General features: G+C 68.6%; 13 protein-coding genes. 7 read left to right on the top strand and 6 right to left on the bottom strand.

Annotated features, from left to right (window positions below; genetic code table 11):
- The first annotated feature begins 126 nt into the window (after positions 1-126).
- Complete coding sequence (locus tag ACGFWE_RS37275) at positions 127-945, top strand: oxidoreductase (protein WP_393604582.1); 819 nt, start codon at positions 127-129, stop codon at positions 943-945.
- A gap of 35 nt (positions 946-980) precedes the next feature.
- On the opposite strand, the gene ACGFWE_RS37270 is transcribed toward ACGFWE_RS37275, so the two are convergent.
- Together ACGFWE_RS37270 and ACGFWE_RS37265 are read right to left on the bottom strand one after the other, a co-directional pair.
- A complete protein-coding gene (locus ACGFWE_RS37270) occupies positions 981-1,589 on the bottom strand; it encodes a DUF1349 domain-containing protein (protein ID WP_393604580.1) in 609 nt (202 codons plus the stop codon).
- 45 nt (positions 1,590-1,634) lie between these two features.
- Positions 1,635-3,164: an aldehyde dehydrogenase (NADP(+)) gene (locus ACGFWE_RS37265; RefSeq protein WP_352390483.1), complete on the bottom strand. Its 1,530-nt coding sequence runs from the start codon at positions 3,162-3,164 to the stop codon at positions 1,635-1,637.
- Between the two features lie 130 nt (positions 3,165-3,294).
- Here ACGFWE_RS37265 and ACGFWE_RS37260 point away from each other — a divergent pair, with 130 nt between their 5' ends.
- The 3 genes from ACGFWE_RS37260 to ACGFWE_RS37250 all read left to right on the top strand — a co-directional run bounded on the left by ACGFWE_RS37260 (position 3,295) and on the right by ACGFWE_RS37250 (position 6,075).
- Positions 3,295-4,068, top strand: coding sequence for an IclR family transcriptional regulator (locus tag ACGFWE_RS37260; RefSeq protein ID WP_007381154.1), 774 nt, complete (start codon positions 3,295-3,297; stop codon positions 4,066-4,068).
- A gap of 3 nt (positions 4,069-4,071) precedes the next feature.
- Entirely contained in the window at positions 4,072-4,542 is a 471-nt protein-coding gene (locus ACGFWE_RS37255; protein WP_352390485.1) for a GNAT family N-acetyltransferase, read from the top strand.
- Between the two features lie 81 nt (positions 4,543-4,623).
- Positions 4,624-6,075, top strand: coding sequence for a peptidoglycan D,D-transpeptidase FtsI family protein (locus ACGFWE_RS37250; protein WP_393604577.1), 1,452 nt, complete (start codon positions 4,624-4,626; stop codon positions 6,073-6,075).
- 13 nt (positions 6,076-6,088) lie between these two features.
- On the opposite strand, the gene ACGFWE_RS37245 is transcribed toward ACGFWE_RS37250, so the two are convergent.
- Complete coding sequence (locus tag ACGFWE_RS37245; RefSeq protein ID WP_393604575.1) at positions 6,089-7,492, bottom strand: NCS2 family permease; 1,404 nt, start codon at positions 7,490-7,492, stop codon at positions 6,089-6,091.
- A 188-nt stretch (positions 7,493-7,680) separates the two neighbouring features.
- On the opposite strand from ACGFWE_RS37245, the gene ACGFWE_RS37240 reads away from it, so the two are divergent.
- Both ACGFWE_RS37240 and ACGFWE_RS37235 read left to right on the top strand, forming a co-directional pair.
- Positions 7,681-8,247, top strand: a complete 567-nt coding sequence (locus tag ACGFWE_RS37240; protein ID WP_352390488.1) for a SigE family RNA polymerase sigma factor — start codon at positions 7,681-7,683, stop codon at positions 8,245-8,247.
- Complete coding sequence (locus ACGFWE_RS37235; protein WP_393604573.1) at positions 8,244-9,098, top strand: hypothetical protein; 855 nt, start codon at positions 8,244-8,246, stop codon at positions 9,096-9,098. Before ACGFWE_RS37240 ends, ACGFWE_RS37235 begins: the two co-directional genes overlap by 4 nt.
- Positions 9,099-9,367: 269 nt before the next feature.
- On the opposite strand, the gene ACGFWE_RS37230 is transcribed toward ACGFWE_RS37235, so the two are convergent.
- Positions 9,368-10,522 (bottom strand): right-handed parallel beta-helix repeat-containing protein, encoded by a 1,155-nt coding sequence (locus tag ACGFWE_RS37230; protein ID WP_393604571.1) that lies wholly within the window; start codon positions 10,520-10,522, stop codon positions 9,368-9,370.
- A gap of 208 nt (positions 10,523-10,730) precedes the next feature.
- Between ACGFWE_RS37230 and ACGFWE_RS37225 the strand changes: the two genes are divergently transcribed.
- Complete coding sequence (locus tag ACGFWE_RS37225) at positions 10,731-12,929, top strand: family 43 glycosylhydrolase (RefSeq protein WP_393604569.1); 2,199 nt, start codon at positions 10,731-10,733, stop codon at positions 12,927-12,929.
- Here the strand turns inward: ACGFWE_RS37225 and ACGFWE_RS37220 are convergent.
- Positions 12,926-13,723: an HAD family acid phosphatase gene (locus ACGFWE_RS37220; protein ID WP_352390492.1), complete on the bottom strand. Its 798-nt coding sequence runs from the start codon at positions 13,721-13,723 to the stop codon at positions 12,926-12,928. The two genes, ACGFWE_RS37225 and ACGFWE_RS37220, sit on opposite strands and share 4 nt — an antisense overlap.
- Positions 13,724-13,817: 94 nt before the next feature.
- A complete protein-coding gene (locus tag ACGFWE_RS37215) occupies positions 13,818-14,930 on the bottom strand; it encodes a chondroitinase-B domain-containing protein (RefSeq protein ID WP_393604567.1) in 1,113 nt (370 codons plus the stop codon).
- Between the last annotated feature and the right edge of the window lie 35 nt (positions 14,931-14,965).

The raw sequence follows: 14,965 nt of genomic DNA, 5'->3' as shown, positions 1-14,965 counted from the left end.
TGAACATTCAAGCAGCAGGTTCCATTCCCCGGCGGGCAACCACTTGCCATCGACCCACGATCGGCATATGGTCGTACGAACGTAAGACATACGGTCGTAATTCTAAACGCAACCAGGGAGCTCGTGATGGCGACAACAACTCGGCCGGTGGCACTCGTGACAGGTGCCTCCACCGGTATCGGAAAGGCGGCCGCGCTCGCGCTCGCCGCAGCGGGTTTCGAGACGGTGGGGACGAGCCGGAAGACGTCGGGAGCCGACCGTCGCGACGGCGTGACGTTCCTCGCCCTCGACGTGGGCAGCGACGATTCGGTCGCTGCCGCGGTCGAGCAGGTGATCGAGCGGTTCGGGCGGATCGACGTCCTGGTCAACAACGCGGGCATCGGCTCCTCGGGCGCCGCCGAGGAGAACTCTCTCGCCCAGGCGCAGCGCCTCTTCAACATCAACGTCTTCGGTGTGATGCGCATGGTCAAGGCCGTTCTCCCGCACATGCGCGCCCGGGGAAGCGGGCGCATCATCAACATCTCGTCCGTCCTCGGCTTCCTCCCCGCGCCCTACATGGCCACCTACTCGGCGTCCAAGCACGCGCTCGAGGGGTACACCGAGTCCCTGGACCACGAGATCCGCGAATACGGCGTTCGGGCCCTTGTCGTCCAGCCGGGCGGTACCAAATCCTCATTCGAGGCGAACACCGTCGAGCCCGACATGCCCCTGCCGATCTACGCCGAGCAGCGGCGCATCGCCGACAAGGTGGCAGTGGCGGTCAACGAGGACGGCGACGACCCCGGTGTCGTCGCCAAGGTGATCGTCGCGGCCGCCACCGGCTCCAAGCCGAAGGTGCGCTACACCGCCGGCCGGAGCGCCCGGCTCCTCAGCGCGGCGCACCGTGTCCTTCCCGCCGGGGTCTTCGACGGACAGATCCGCAAGGTCAACAAGCTCGCCGACTGAGATACGCCGGCCATCCGCCGGTCCCGGCGCAGCGCTCAGGTACCGTCCCGCAGGTCCGCCGGCCATTCGGGCCGGTACTCGATGTGGTCGTACGTCACCACGCAGCCCTCCCCCATCGGTGACTGGGCCATGAAGCCGACCAGGGCCGCGCCGGTCTCCTTCTCGTCGCCGAGGGTGAAGAGGCGGACGAAGGTCCAGTGGCTGCCGTCGCGGGAGGCGTGGAAGGCGAAGGCGCGGCCGGTGCGGCTGACCCGCAGCCACACCGAACTGCCGTCCACGGTGAAGGAGTTGCAGTCGTCGGAGTGGCCCCGGGTGACGACCGTGCAGACGGTGGGCACGTCCGGCGAGTTCTCCAGGCACAGTTTGGCCCAGGCCCGCTCGCCGACATGGACGTACAGGACGCCCGCGTCGAAGGATCCGTTGAAGCCCACGGTGACGCGGGCTATCAGCTGGAAGTCCCCCTCGGGGGCACCGAGCAGACGCGGCGCGTCGGCGGCCGGGTCCAGGGACTCTCCGGTGGGCGGCACGAACCGGTCCTGCCGGGGGCCGGCCCAGCCGGAGAGAAAGCCGTCCTCGTACTTCCAGTGCCCGTCGGGGCCGTAGGTGCGGAGAGAGAAGGGGAGTTGGGGAAGGTCGACGTCCATCCTCAGAGTTTTCCAGTTCCCTCTCCGCGGGCGGCCCTCGGGTGCCTAGCGCTCCAGAGCGTTGTTGAAACGCCGGGGCACACCCAGCGGGTTGTCGTCCCTCAGCTCCGGCGGCAGCAGGGCCTCCGGCGCGTTCTGGTACGCCACCGGCCGCAGCCAGCGCTCGATCGCCGTGCCGCCCACCGACGTCGACGTGGACGTCGTCGCCGGGTACGGGCCGCCGTGGTGCTGGGCCGGGGCCACCGCGACACCGGTCGGCCAGCCGTTCACCAGCACCCGCCCGGCCAGCGGGGTCAGCTCCGCGAGGATCTCCGCGCCGCGTCCCTGGCCGGCCGCCTCCTCGGCGGACAGGTGGACCGTCGCGGTGAGGTTGCCGGGCAGCCGGGACAGCACGGCCCGCGCCTGCTCGTCGTCGTCGTAGCGGACCACCACGGTCACCGGGCCGAAGCACTCCTCCAGGAGCAGGTCGTACGCGCCCTCGGTGGTCAGCTTCTCCGCCGGCACCGTGAGGAAGCCCGGGCTCACCGTGTGCTCGCCGCCCGAGCCGGGCGTCACCGGGGTCTCGACCTCGGGGAGCTCCGCGCGCTCGGCGACGCCGGCGACGAAGTTGTCCCGCATGCGGTGGTCGAGCAGAACGCCCGCGTCCGTGTCGCTGACCGCGTCGGTCAGTGACTTCACCAGGCCGTCGCCCGCCGCACTGGACGGCACGAGGACCAGGCCCGGCTTCACGCAGAACTGGCCGACGCCGAGGGTCATGGAGCCCGCGAGCCCGGCACCGATGGCCTCGGCCCGCTCGGCCGCCGCCTCCTCGGTGATCACGACGGGGTTCAGGGAGCCCAGCTCGCCGTGGAACGGGATCGGCACCGGACGCGCGGCCGCCGCGTCGAACAGGGCGCGGCCGCCCTTCACGGAACCGGTGAAGCCCGCGGCGGCGACCAGCGGGTGCTTGATCAGCTCGATGCCGGCCTCGAAGCCGTGCACGAGACCGAGCACGCCCGCGGGGATGCCGTGCTCGTCGGCGGCCCGGCGCAGCACGGACGCGACCAGCTCGGACAGGCCCGGGTGGTCGGGGTGGGCCTTGACGACGACCGGGTTGCCGGCCGCCAGCGCGCTCGCGGTGTCGCCGCCGGCGACCGAGAAGGCGAAGGGGAAGTTGGAGGCCGAGTAGACGGCGACGACGCCCAGCGGCACCTTGTAGCGGCGCAGGTCCGGGACCGGCGGGGTCGCGGTGTCGTCGGGGTGGTTGATCACCACGTCGAGGAAGGCGCCCTCGTCGACGATGTCCGCGAAGGTCCGCAGCTGGTAGCAGGTGCGGGCGAGCTCGCCGGTCAGCCGGACCGGGCCGAGCGCGGTCTCGGCGTCCGCGGCCTCGACGAGGTGCTCCTTGGAGCCCTCCAGCTTGTCGGCGGCGGTGCGCAGGAAGGCCGCGCGGACGGTGCGGTCGGCGAGGGACGCGCGCGCTTCGTGCGCGGCGCGGACGGCGGCGTCCACCTCCTGGGCTGTGGCCTCCACCGCAACCTGCTCGCGCTGCTTCCCGGTTCGGGGGTCGACACTCCAGACTGGTGCTGCTGCCACCGCGGGTCCCTCCACGTGTATCTGGGTCACCCACCAGGACCGTTCGATATGCTGAACGCTGTCCCTGATGGTGAATATGCTGTTGGAGACTATATAGCTGGGTTCCCGTTGAACGAAGGGGTCAAGGGCGATGTCGGCTGGCGAGACGGGCGGCGGGTCACAGGTCAAGTCCGCGGTACGGACGGTTGAACTGCTCGAATACTTCGCCGGACGTCCCGGCATGCACTCCCTCGCGGCGGTCCAGGAGGCCGTCGGGTACCCCAAGTCGAGTCTCTACATGCTGCTGCGCACGCTGGTCGAGCTGGGCTGGGTGGAGACCGACGCGACGGGCACGCGGTACGGCATCGGGGTGCGGGCGCTGCTCGTCGGCACCTCGTACATCGACGGCGACGAGGTGGTCGCGGCGGCCCGGCCCACCCTGGACCGGCTCTCCGACGACACCACCGAGACCATCCACCTGGCCCGTCTGGACGGCACGAACGTCGTCTACCTCGCCACCCGTCAGTCGCAGCACTACCTGCGGCCCTTCACGAGAGTGGGCCGCCGGCTCCCGGCGCACTCCACCTCCCTCGGCAAGGCGCTGCTGAGCACGTACTCCGACGAGCAGGTCCGCAAGATGCTGCCGGAGACCCTGCCGGCGCTCACCGAGCACACGATCACCGACCGCGAGAAGCTCATCGAGGAGCTGCACCAGATCCGGGAGCAGGGCTTCTCCGTGGACCGTGAGGAGAACACGCTGGGGCTGCGCTGTTTCGGCGTCGCGATCCCCTACCGCACGCCCGCGCGGGACGCGATCAGCTGCTCGGTGCCGGTGGCGCGGCTGACCCCGGCGCACGAACAGATGGTGAAGGACGCGCTGTTCGACGCCCGGGACCGGCTGACACTGGCCACCCGTAGGCTCTGAGGCATGCAGATCGTTCTCCGCGAAGTCCATGACAGCGATCTGCCGGTCTTCTTCCGGCAGCTGAACGACCCCGAGGCCCTGCACATGGCGGCCTTCACCCCGGAGGACCCGGCCGACCGGGACGCCTTCGACGCCCACTGGAAACGGATCCGCGCCTCCGACGACGTGCAGCGCACGATCCTGGCGGACGGTGACGTGGTGGGCAGCGCGGCGGTGTACGGCGAACCGGGCGAGCGCGAGGTGACGTACTGGATCGACCGCGCCTACTGGGGACGCGGCATCGCCACGGCGGCCCTGGGTGAACTGCTCGCCCAGGTCCCCGAACGTCCCCTGTACGCCCGCGCGGCCGCCGACAACGCCGCCTCGCTGCGGGTGCTCCACAAGTGCGGGTTCCGGGTGGCCGCCCAGGCGTCCGGGTACGCCCACGCGCGCGGTGCGGAGATCGACGAGTTGGTGCTCACGCTGGACGCGTGAGCACCGCCGTGGATGAACGTCCGATGAGAAAAGCGGATGTTCGGGAACGATTCGCCCGCCGCTGATCGTCTTGCGAGTGGGATGAACAAGACGATCAGGCGCGCATCGGTCTTCGCGCTGCTCCTGGTGTTCGCTCTGCTGATCCGAGCGACCTGGGTGCAGTTCTACGAGGGCCAGGCACTCGCGGACGACAACGACAACCGGCGGAACGCGATCGAGACGTACTCCTCGCCGCTCGGGAACATCATCGTGGCCGGAAAGGCCGTGACGGGTTCCGAGCGGACGACGGACAGCGACCTCGCGTACAAGCGGACGTACACCAACGGCAAGCTGTACGCGGCGGTGACGGGGTACGCCTCGCAGGCCTACGCCCCGACCCAGCTGGAGGGCATCTACGCCGACCTCCTCAAGGGCACGGACAGCCGGCTGAAGACCGTCATGGACACGATCACCAACCAGCGGGCCGAGCCCGGTGATGTGATCACGACGATCGACCCTGCCGTGCAGAAGGCGGCGTACGACGCGCTCGGCGACACGAAGGGCGCGGCCGTCGCGATGGATCCGTCGACCGGCAGGATCCTGGCGGTCGTGTCGACGCCGTCGTACGACCCGTCCTCGCTGACGGACGCCAACAGCGCGGGCAGCGCCTGGAAGCGGCTCACCGCGGACTCCGACAAGCCGCTCACCAACCGCGCGCTGCGCCAGCCGCTGCCGCCCGGTTCGACGTTCAAGCTGGTGGTGGCCGCGGCCGCGCTGGAGGACGGGCTGTACTCCTCGGTGGACGAGAAGACCGTGAGCCCGGACCCGTACACGTTGCCGGGCACGGTGACCCCGCTGGGCAACGAAAACGCCTCGGCGCCCTGCGAGAACGCCTCCATCCGGGTCGCGCTGGAGTACTCCTGCAACACCGTCTTCGCGAAGATGGCCGTCGATCTCGGCCAGGACAAGGTGCGGGCGATGGCCGAGAAGTTCGGCTTCAACGACGCCGAGCAGGACGTCCCGGTGCGGGCCTACGAGAGCGTCTACCCGTCCGGCATGGACAAGTCCTCGACGGCCCTGACCGGTATCGGCCAGTACGACGTCACGGCCACCCCGCTCCAGATGGCCATGGTCTCCGCGGCCATAGCCAACGGCGGCAAGCTGGTCTCACCGCACATGGTGTCGACGATCACCGATAACGGCGGTGACGTCCTCAAGAACTACGACGACGAGGCGGCCACGACCCAGGTCGTCAGTTCGGACACGGCGGAACAACTCCAGTCGGCGATGCAGTCGGTGATCCAGGACGGCACCGGCACCAACGCCCGCATCGACGGCGTCACGGTGGGCGGCAAGACGGGCACGGCCCAGCACGGCGAGAACAACAGCAAGACGCCGTACGCCTGGTTCACGTCCTACGGGAAGGCCGACGGGAAGGAGGTCGCCGTGGCGGTGGTCGTGGAGCAGTCGAACGCGGCCCGCTCGGAGGTGAGCGGCAACGGACTGGCCGCCCCCGTGGCCAAGGCCATGATGGAGGCGGCCCTGAAGAACTGAGTCTTCCCGGTGGTTACTTGGCGCCGAGGATCTGCTCGATCGGGTCGATCGCGAAGTACACCAGGAACAGCGCCGAGGCGGCCCACAGCAGCCAGTGGATCTCCTTGGCCTTCCCCAGCACCGTCTTGATCACGACGTAGGCCAGGAAGCCGGCCCCGATGCCGTTCGTGATCGAGTAGGTGAAGGGCATCACGGCGATGGTCAGGAACGCCGGGATCGCGATGTCGTAGCGGTCCCAGTCGATGTGCTTGACCTGGGTCATCATCAGGAAGCCCACGGCGACCAGCGCGGGCGCGGCGGCCTGGAGCGGGACGATGGTCAGCAGCGGGGTCAGGAACAGGGCCAGGCCGAAGAGCCCGCCGGTGACCAGGTTCGAGAACCCGGTGCGCGAGCCCTCGCCGACGCCCGCCGCCGACTCGATGTACGACGTGGCGGAGGACGCGGAGGCCGCGCCACCGGCCACCGCCGCCGCCCCGTCGATCAGCAGGACCCGGCCGAGGTTGGGGACCTTGCCCTCCTCGTCCAGCAGTCCGGCCTCGGCGGTGATCCCGACGACCGTGCCCATCGTGTCGAAGAAGTCGGACAGGATCAGCGTGAAGATCAGCAGGACGACGGTGATTATCGCGACGCCGGGCGCGCTGAAGGAACCGAACAGGCTGAAGTGGCCGATCAGTCCGAAGTCGGGGGTGTCGACGACCTTGTCGGGCCACTCCGGGGTGGTCAGCCCCCAGGTCTTGATGTCGGCGATCGAGTTGATGATCATCGCGAGGACGGTCATGGTCACGATGCTGATCAGGATCGCGCCCTTGACCTTGCGCGCGAGCAGCCCGATCGTCAGCAGCACCCCGAGGCAGAAGACGAGGATCGGCCAGCCGGTGAGCGCGCCGGTGCCGCCGAGCTGAACCGGCACGGTGGTGTTGGCGGCGTCGGGGATACGGCTGACGAACCCGGCGTCCACGAAGCCGATGAACGCGATGAACAGCCCGATCCCGACACTGATCGCCTGCTTGAGCGGTTGCGGGATGGCGTGCATGACGGCCTCCCGCAGACCGGTCACCACCAGCACACAGATCAGCAGCCCCTCCAGGACGACCAGGCCCATCGCGTCGTCCCAGCTCATCAGCGGGGCTATCTGGAAGGCGACGACCGCGTTCAGCCCGAGCCCGGCGGCGAGCGCGAGCGGCAGGTTTCCGCCCACGCCCATGACGATCGTCATCACCGCGGCCACCAGGGCCGTCGCGGTGGTCAGCTGGACCGCATCCAACTGGTGCCCGAACTTGTCCTTCGCACTGCCGAGGATGATCGGATTCAGGACAAGGATGTAGGCCATCGTGAAGAACGTGGCGAAGCCGCCGCGTGTCTCACGGGCGAGGGTGGATCCCCGTTCGGAGATCCTGAAGTACCGGTCGACGGACATGCTCGATGCTCCTGGTGCCTGAATGATCGGTGTGCGGATGCTGGCTGGATTGTTCCTGCGTTGAACGCGCTTCAGGTTTTCCCCGTGTTACGGATTCGGGGATCGCCCTGTCATACATTGTTCGAAGGCCCGTACGAACCAGGTACGATCACATGTCATTCACATGACACACAAGGGAGAGGGAACCCGTGGGCACAGTCGTCGACGACGCCGCCTCCGTGGAGTTCCACGCCTTCTTCGAACGCCATTACGCCGAACTGTCCCGCCTCGCCCTGCTGTTGACCGGCGAGCCGGACGCCGCCGACGACCTGGCGGCGGACGCGTTGCTGGCCCTGTGGCACCGCTGGGACCGGGTGCGCGCGGCCGACCACCCGGCGGCGTACGCGCGCGGAGTGGTCGCCAACCTGGCCCGTACCCGGATCCGCAGCGCGGTCCGTGAGCGTCGGCGCATCGCCCTGTTCTGGTCCCAGCGCGAGGAGAAGGTCGACAATCCCGACGTGGCGGGCACGGTCGACGTCCAGGAGGCGCTGCGCAGGCTGCCCTTCCGCAAGCGGGCGTGTGTCGTGCTGCGGCACGCGTTCGATCTCTCCGAGAAGGACACCGCGCTGGCCCTCGGAGTGTCGGTCGGTACGGTTAAGAGCCAGACCTCCAAGGGGATGGCCGAGCTGCAGCGTCTGCTCGGCCCTCAGAACGCTCCGCTGAGGGTGCATGCCGCGATGGCGCGCACCGGTGACGCCGGAGGAAGGGACCGATGACCATGCGGCGGGACGTGCACGGCGAACTGCGCGCCCGGCTGCGGGACGCCGCCGGGGCACACGAGCCGAACCGCGAGCAGATCCTCGCCCGGATCGAGCGCGGCATGTCGGAACAGACCCGCCCCGACCACCGGGCGACCCGGCCGCCGGTCTACGGCTGGGTACGGGTGGTGAGCGCCACGGCCGCGGTCGCCTGTGTGCTGGGCCTCGGCGGTTACGCGGTGGCGTCCGCGGTGAAGGACGAGCCGCCCGCGCAGAAGTCGGTCGCCGCCACGGGCACCCCGGACTCTTCGCCCGACGCGACGAGCCGGCCGCCCGCCCGATCGGCGGATCCGAGGCCGAGCAGCACCCCCACGCACCGGGCCGAGAGGCCGAGCGGTACGCCCTTGGGCACGCCGAATGCCTCCGGCGGGGTACGGGCGTCCGGCGTCGAGGACGGCCCGCTGTGGTCGGACGGCTCGGTGGACCCGCACAGCAACGAGTTCTGGGCGCAGAGCGATGTGACCTTCAAGACCTCCGAGCAACTGACCGCGCTCACGGTCGAGTTGAGGATCGCGCAGACCGGCGGTGTCACCGACACCGGCGCCTGGCGCTCGCTGCCCGAGGACGACTTCACGCTGACGGTCACCGAGAAGGACGGTTTCCTCGTCTACACCTGGGTGCTCAAGGACGGCCGTACGGTCCCGAAGGGCGAGTGGGTGTTCGCCGGGCAGTACAACCACCAGCGCGGCGGCCGGGACGCGAAGGACGACGGCTACACGGCGACGGCGACCGCCAGGTCCGGGGACCTCGCCGTGAAGGGCGCCTTCGCGGCGCAGGACGACGGGTCCGTGGACGACGGGGACTCGTAGGCCTCTTGCCGGATTCTCACCGAGAAATCTCCGCTGGAGCGGCAACCCTTTCCGCCCCAGCGGCCACTCAACAGGTGTACGGCATGGAACAACCATTCGGTCATCTTCAACGTCACTAGTAGTGCCGGGTAGACCGGCACCTCGCACTACCCAAGACCTGTCGGCCTGAGCCCCCCTCGGCCGGCAGCTGCCGGCTGGAGCCCCCCTCGGGCCGGCACGAGGAACGCCCCGCCTGTGACGACAGGCGGGGCGTTCCGGCGTTGTGCGGGTCAGTCCATCGTGGTGCCGATGGCGGCGGATCCGGTGGTCAGGAAGTCCGTCCGGGGCAGCGAACCGTCCGGGCCGCGGGTGCCGTACGCCGTGGTGGCATCCGTCGACCGGAAGGCCGGAGTCGGCACCCCGGCGTCCCAGTTGTTCGCCGCGGACACCGTGGCCGGGCCCGGCTTCGGCAGGCCGCCCCTGTTGCCCACCGCGAGATTGCGTGCCAGCCGGGCCTTGCCGGTGGCGAAGAAGAACCCGGCCGCACCGTTGGAGTACGCGGTGTTGCGGTTCACCACGATCGCCCCGGTGTTGGAGTTCTCGGTGAACCCGTTCAGCGTGTTGCCCCAGGCCGCGTTGTTGTTGACGAGGTGGGCCACCGTGACGCCTCCGCCGCCCAGCTTGAACCCGTTGCCGTTGCCCTCGAAAGCGCTGTCCCGCCACCGGTTCCTGCCGTTACCGAAGGCCCAGCTGTGCTCGACGGTGACCGGCGAGGAGAACTGCCACAGGTCGAGCCCGTCGTCCGAATTGCCGTACAGGCGTGCCCCGGTGATCCTGTTGCCGGTCCCGGACCCGAACTTCACGGCGATCCCGTCGGCGTTCTGACCGTGCCCGGCCGGGTCGTAGTTGCCGTGACTGTCCAGGTTCTGCACGAGGTTGTCGCTGGTCCCGTCGCCGCGCAGGGTGAATCCGGAGTCCCCGTTGTGCGCGGTGACGAGATTCTTGAAGACCCCTCCGACGGAGGAGGTGACGACGAGGCCCTGGGCCGGCGAGTTCTGGAAGGTGAGGTTCTGGACGGTCCAGTAGTCGCCGTGGATCGCCGCCAGCCAGGACCCGGCGGGCAGTCTGGACCCGTCGATCCTGACCTTCTCGCTGCCGTACGCCCGCAAGGTGATCCGCGCCGAACTCGTGCCGTTCCCCGTGGACTTGAGGGTGACCTTCGGGGTGTACGTGCCGGCCCGGACCTGGATGACGGTGCCCGCGCTCGCGTTTCGCACCGCCGCCTCCAGCTGGGCCGTACCGGAGACGGTGACCGTCGTCGACGCGGCCTCGGCCCCGCCGCCCGACAGGCCGAGATACACACCGCCCGCGCCCGCGGTGACGGCGACCGCCGCGGCGAGGGAGAGCGTGCGGGTCCGGCGGTGGCGTCCGGTGCTGTGACGCACGGGGGCGTTCCTTTCCTCGGCAGTCAAGACGCCCTGAAGTCGCCGCCATGACCGGTGAGGTTGCCGCGCCTCGACGAAAACAACCGAAACTTTCGCTGCTGCCGCTCGCGCACTCACCGATTGACGTGCTGTTTCCCACTCGTAACACTCCGAAGGCGCGCACAGCCCCCAACAGAAACCCCCACACCCCCACACTCACAGGAGCGACATGCGCCCTCGTATCCTCCTCGTCGCCTGTCTCTCGCTATTGCTGGCCCTGCTCACCGCACCGCCCGGTTCCGCCCACTCAGGAGCACCGCCCGTGAACCACCCCAAGTACGCCGGATATCTCTTCGCCTACTTCACCGGCGAGGGCACCGCCGACGGCGAGCAGATCCGCTACGCCCTCAGCCGCGGCAACGACCCCCTGCACTGGCGCGAGCTGAACCAGGGCAAGCCGGTCCTGACGTCGACGACCGGCGAGAAGGGCCTGCGCGATCCCTTCGTGATCCGCTCCCCGAAGGGCGACAAGTTCTATCTGATCGCCACCGATCTGCGCATGTACAAGAACAGCAGCGGCAGTTGGGACGACGTCCAGCGGCACGGCAGCAAGTCGATCATGATCTGGGAGTCCACCGACCTGGTCCACTGGACCGACCAGCGGCTGGTGAAGGTCGCCCCGGACAGCGCGGGCAACACCTGGGCGCCGGAGGCCTATTGGGACAACAGCCTCGGTGAGTACGTCGTCTTCTGGGCGTCGAAGCTGTACGCCGACGACGACCCCGGGCACACCGGATCGACGTACAACAAGATGCTGTACGCGACCACGAAGGACTTCCGCACCTTCAGCGCACCGAAGGTCTGGGACGACCCCGGCTACTCGGTGATCGACTCGACGGTCGTGAAGTACAAGGACACCTACTACCGCTACACCAAGGACGAGCGGGACCCCACCTCAAGCTCGCCGTGCGCCAAGTTCATCACCGGCGAGAAGTCGACGAGTCTGACCTCGACGAAGTACGACCTGGTCGCGGACTGCATCGGCAGCGGGGCGATGGACCGCGGTGAGGGGCCGACGGTGTTCAAGTCGAACACCGAGAAGAAGTGGTACCTGTTCATCGACGAGTACGGCGGCCGCGGGTACGTCCCCTTCGAGACCACCGACCTCGACTCGGGCAGGTGGACCCCGTCCACGAACTACCAGCTGCCCGCGAGTCCCCGGCACGGCACGGTGCTTCCGGTGACGCAGCAGGAGTACGACCGGCTGCTGGCCGCGTATCCGTCGACGTCCGCCTCGGTCGTGGACGCGACGGCCAAGGGTCAGAAGGGGTACGCGATCATCACGGAGACCGCGTCGAAGGTCGTGCTGCCGGTGCAGACCGACACCGACCTCACGCACCTTGCTCCGAAGTTCGCCGTGAGCGAGGGCGCGAGCATCGCCCCCAGGTCCGGTACCCGGCGCGACTTCCGCAGGCCGCAGTCGTACACCGTGACGGCCGCCGACGGCACCAGCCGGAGCTGGACGGTCGAGGCGGTGCGGACCGGCAGCCCCGTCCTGCCCGGCCTCAACGCCGACCCGGACGTGCACTATCTGAACGGCGAGTACTGGATCTACCCGACCACCGACGGCTACAACGGCTGGAGCGGGACCCGGTTCAAGGCCTACTCCTCCAAGGACCTGGTCCACTGGAAGGACCACGGGGTCATCCTCGACCTCGGCGCGGACGTGTCGTGGGCCGACAAGTACGCGTGGGCGCCGGCCATCGCCGAGCGGGACGGCAAGTACTACTTCTACTTCTGCGCCGAGCAGCAGATCGGCGTGGCGGTGGCGGACTCCCCCGCCGGCCCCTTCAAGGACGCGCTGGGCAAGCCGCTCGTGGCCAAGGGCGGTGCGCTGAAGGGCCAGATGATCGACCCGGCCGTCTTCACGGACGACGACGGGACGTCGTATCTGTACTGGGGCAACGGGCACGGGTACGTGGTGCCGCTCAACGACGACATGACGTCCTACGACGCCTCGAAGGTTCAGGACATCACGCCGGACAACTTCCGCGAGGGGTCCTTCGTGGTCAAGCGGAACGGCACGTACTACTTCATGTGGTCCGAGGACGACACCCGCAGCGAGAACTACCACGTCGCCTATGCGACGGGACCGTCCCCCCTCGGCCCGTGGACCAAGAAGGGGACGATCCTGTCCAAGCGTCCCGAGTACGGCATCCTCGCCACCGGCCACCACTCCGTGGTGAACGTCCCCGGCACCGACGACTGGTACATCGTCTATCACCGGTTCGCCCTGAACGGGCCGGGGAAGCCCGGCGGCGACGGAATGCACCGCGAAACCACCGTCGACAGGATGGAGTTCGCGGCGGACGGCACGATCAAGCCCGTGGTGCCGACCCTCGAGGGGATCCGGCCGGTGCGGAACTAGCTCACGAAGTACGTCGGGTTCGGGAGCTTGAACGTCTTGTCGGCGTAACCGCCCTCCAGGTCGGAGTACTGGTCGCCGAAGTTGGCGATGATCTCGTACCCGAGGTCCTTCTCGATGTGCGCGCGGGTGCCGGACTTGTACTGCACGGTGGTGCAGGTCCAGGTGCCCGGCGTGGCGCAGGCGCTCAGGTAGGCCGGCGGGTTCGCCTTGTCCTTGAGGAACACGTGGTCGGCGTCGAGGTTCACGTCGGCGCCGATCTTCTTCAGGTTCTCGACCGCGGCCGAGCGCTGGGCCTCGCTGAGGCCCGAGTTGTAGAAGACCTCGACGCCCTTCTTCTCGGCGTACTGCACGAGCTCGGGGCTGCCGAAGACTGCCGGGCGGTCGGCCCGGTTCACGTAGTCGGCCCAAGTAGTGCCGTTGTAGGTGTAGTTGTAGCGCTTCTCGTAGTCGAGGCTGAGCAGCAGCGTGTCGTCGATGTCGAAGACGACGGCGGGCTTCTCGCCCCTGTGGTGCGCCTTGCGGGCGGCCTGGTCGATCTGCTTCTTCGCTGCCTTGTCGATGACCGCGAGGTCCTTGGCGTACGGGCTGGTGGGGGACGCCTGGTAGACACCGTTGGCGTCGGCCGTGGTGCCGTAGTAGGTGTCGATGTCCTTGACCAGGACGCCGATGTTGTAGGGCTCGTGCGTGGAGTTCGCCGTGGACTGACCGGCGGTGGCCGCGCCGGCGCCGTAGAGGGCGCCCGCCGCGACGGCACACGCCGCGGTGGCGGCTGCGATACGCAGTGACTTATGCATGACAGACGTTCTACGCGCGTCACCATGTCGGGCGCGAGACCCGCCCGGTAAAAAACGGGTCAAGCGCCCTGAGCCGGAGGTTTCCGGGGCGATGTCAGTTCATGGTCGCGCCGATGGTGGTGCTGCCCGTCGTCAGGAAGGTGGTGGCGGGCAGGGTGCCGCTGGAGCTGCGGGCGTTGTACGTCGTCGAGGCGTCCGTCGACTTGAAGGCGGGGGTGCTGATCCCGCTGTCCCAGTTGTTGCCGGACGAGGAGACCTTGGAGCCCTTGCTCACCGAGCCGCCGCCGTTGCTCACCGCGAGGTTCTTGCCGAGCTTCGCGGAGCTGGTGGCGAAGTAGTAGCCCCACTTGCTGTTGGCGTAGGCGGTGGTGCGGTTGATGACGATCGCGCCGGTGTTGGAGTTCTCGGTGAAGCCGTTGCCCGCGTTGCCCCAGGCGGCGGAGTTGTTGATGACGTGCGCGACGACCTCGCCGTCCCCGCCCAGCTTGTAGCCGTTGCCGTCGCCCGCGAAGGCGGAGTCGGACCAGCGGTTGACGCCGTTGCCCATGGACCAGGTGTGCTCGACGGTGACCGGCGAGGAGAAGGACCAGAAGTCGATCCCGTCGTCCGAGTTGTTGTAGAGACGGGCCCCGGTGATGAGGTTGCCGGTGCCGGAGCCGAACTTCACGGCGATGCCGTCGGCGTTCTCACCGTGGTTCGCGGCGTCGTAGTTGCCGTAGGAGTCGATGTTCTTGACCGTGTTGTTCACGGTCCCGTCGCCGGTGAGCGTGAAGCCCGAGTCGCCGCCGTTGATGGTCTTGATGTTGTTCCAGACCGTCCCGGTGCAGGACTGGCAGACGACCGCACTGTCCGGGGAGTTCTGGAAGGTGATGTTCGAGACGTTCCAGTAGTCGGCGGTCAGCTTGAAGATCCAGTCGCCGTCGGGCAGCGACGAGCCGTCGATCTTCACGGTCTCCGAGCCGTACGCGGTGAGCGTGACCGGCGCGGAGGAACTGCCGTTGGCCGTGGACTGGAGGGTGGCCGTCGGGTAGTAGGTGCCGCCGCGGACCTGGATGACCGTGCCGGCGGTGGCGTTCTTGATGGCGTTGGACAGGTCGGTCGAGTTGCTGACGACCACCGTCGCGGCCTGCGCCTGGGTGGGGAGGACGACGAGGCCGACGCCCAGGGAGAGGGCGGACAGAACGGTGAGAGCGGTACGACGAGACATGGAGTGCGGGTCCCTTCTCGTGGGTGGGGGGATGG

It is taken from the genome of Streptomyces sp. NPDC048523 (assembly GCF_043199815.1).
In the GTDB taxonomy this organism is placed as follows: domain Bacteria; phylum Actinomycetota; class Actinomycetes; order Streptomycetales; family Streptomycetaceae; genus Streptomyces.
This window is presented reverse-complemented; position numbering and strand designations above follow the sequence as displayed.

Coding starts and splice junctions, on each gene's coding strand:
- ACGFWE_RS37225 (WP_393604569.1), top strand. CDS start 10,731: ATGCGCCCTCGTATCCTCCTCGTCGCCTGTCTCTCGCTATTGCTGGCC.
- ACGFWE_RS37215 (WP_393604567.1), bottom strand. CDS start 14,930: ATGTCTCGTCGTACCGCTCTCACCGTTCTGTCCGCCCTCTCCCTGGGC.
- ACGFWE_RS37245 (WP_393604575.1), bottom strand. CDS start 7,492: ATGTCCGTCGACCGGTACTTCAGGATCTCCGAACGGGGATCCACCCTC.
- ACGFWE_RS37270 (WP_393604580.1), bottom strand. CDS start 1,589: ATGGACGTCGACCTTCCCCAACTCCCCTTCTCTCTCCGCACCTACGGC.
- ACGFWE_RS37275 (WP_393604582.1), top strand. CDS start 127: ATGGCGACAACAACTCGGCCGGTGGCACTCGTGACAGGTGCCTCCACC.
- ACGFWE_RS37220 (WP_352390492.1), bottom strand. CDS start 13,723: ATGCATAAGTCACTGCGTATCGCAGCCGCCACCGCGGCGTGTGCCGTC.
- ACGFWE_RS37260 (WP_007381154.1), top strand. CDS start 3,295: ATGTCGGCTGGCGAGACGGGCGGCGGGTCACAGGTCAAGTCCGCGGTA.
- ACGFWE_RS37255 (WP_352390485.1), top strand. CDS start 4,072: ATGCAGATCGTTCTCCGCGAAGTCCATGACAGCGATCTGCCGGTCTTC.
- ACGFWE_RS37235 (WP_393604573.1), top strand. CDS start 8,244: ATGACCATGCGGCGGGACGTGCACGGCGAACTGCGCGCCCGGCTGCGG.
- ACGFWE_RS37250 (WP_393604577.1), top strand. CDS start 4,624: ATGAACAAGACGATCAGGCGCGCATCGGTCTTCGCGCTGCTCCTGGTG.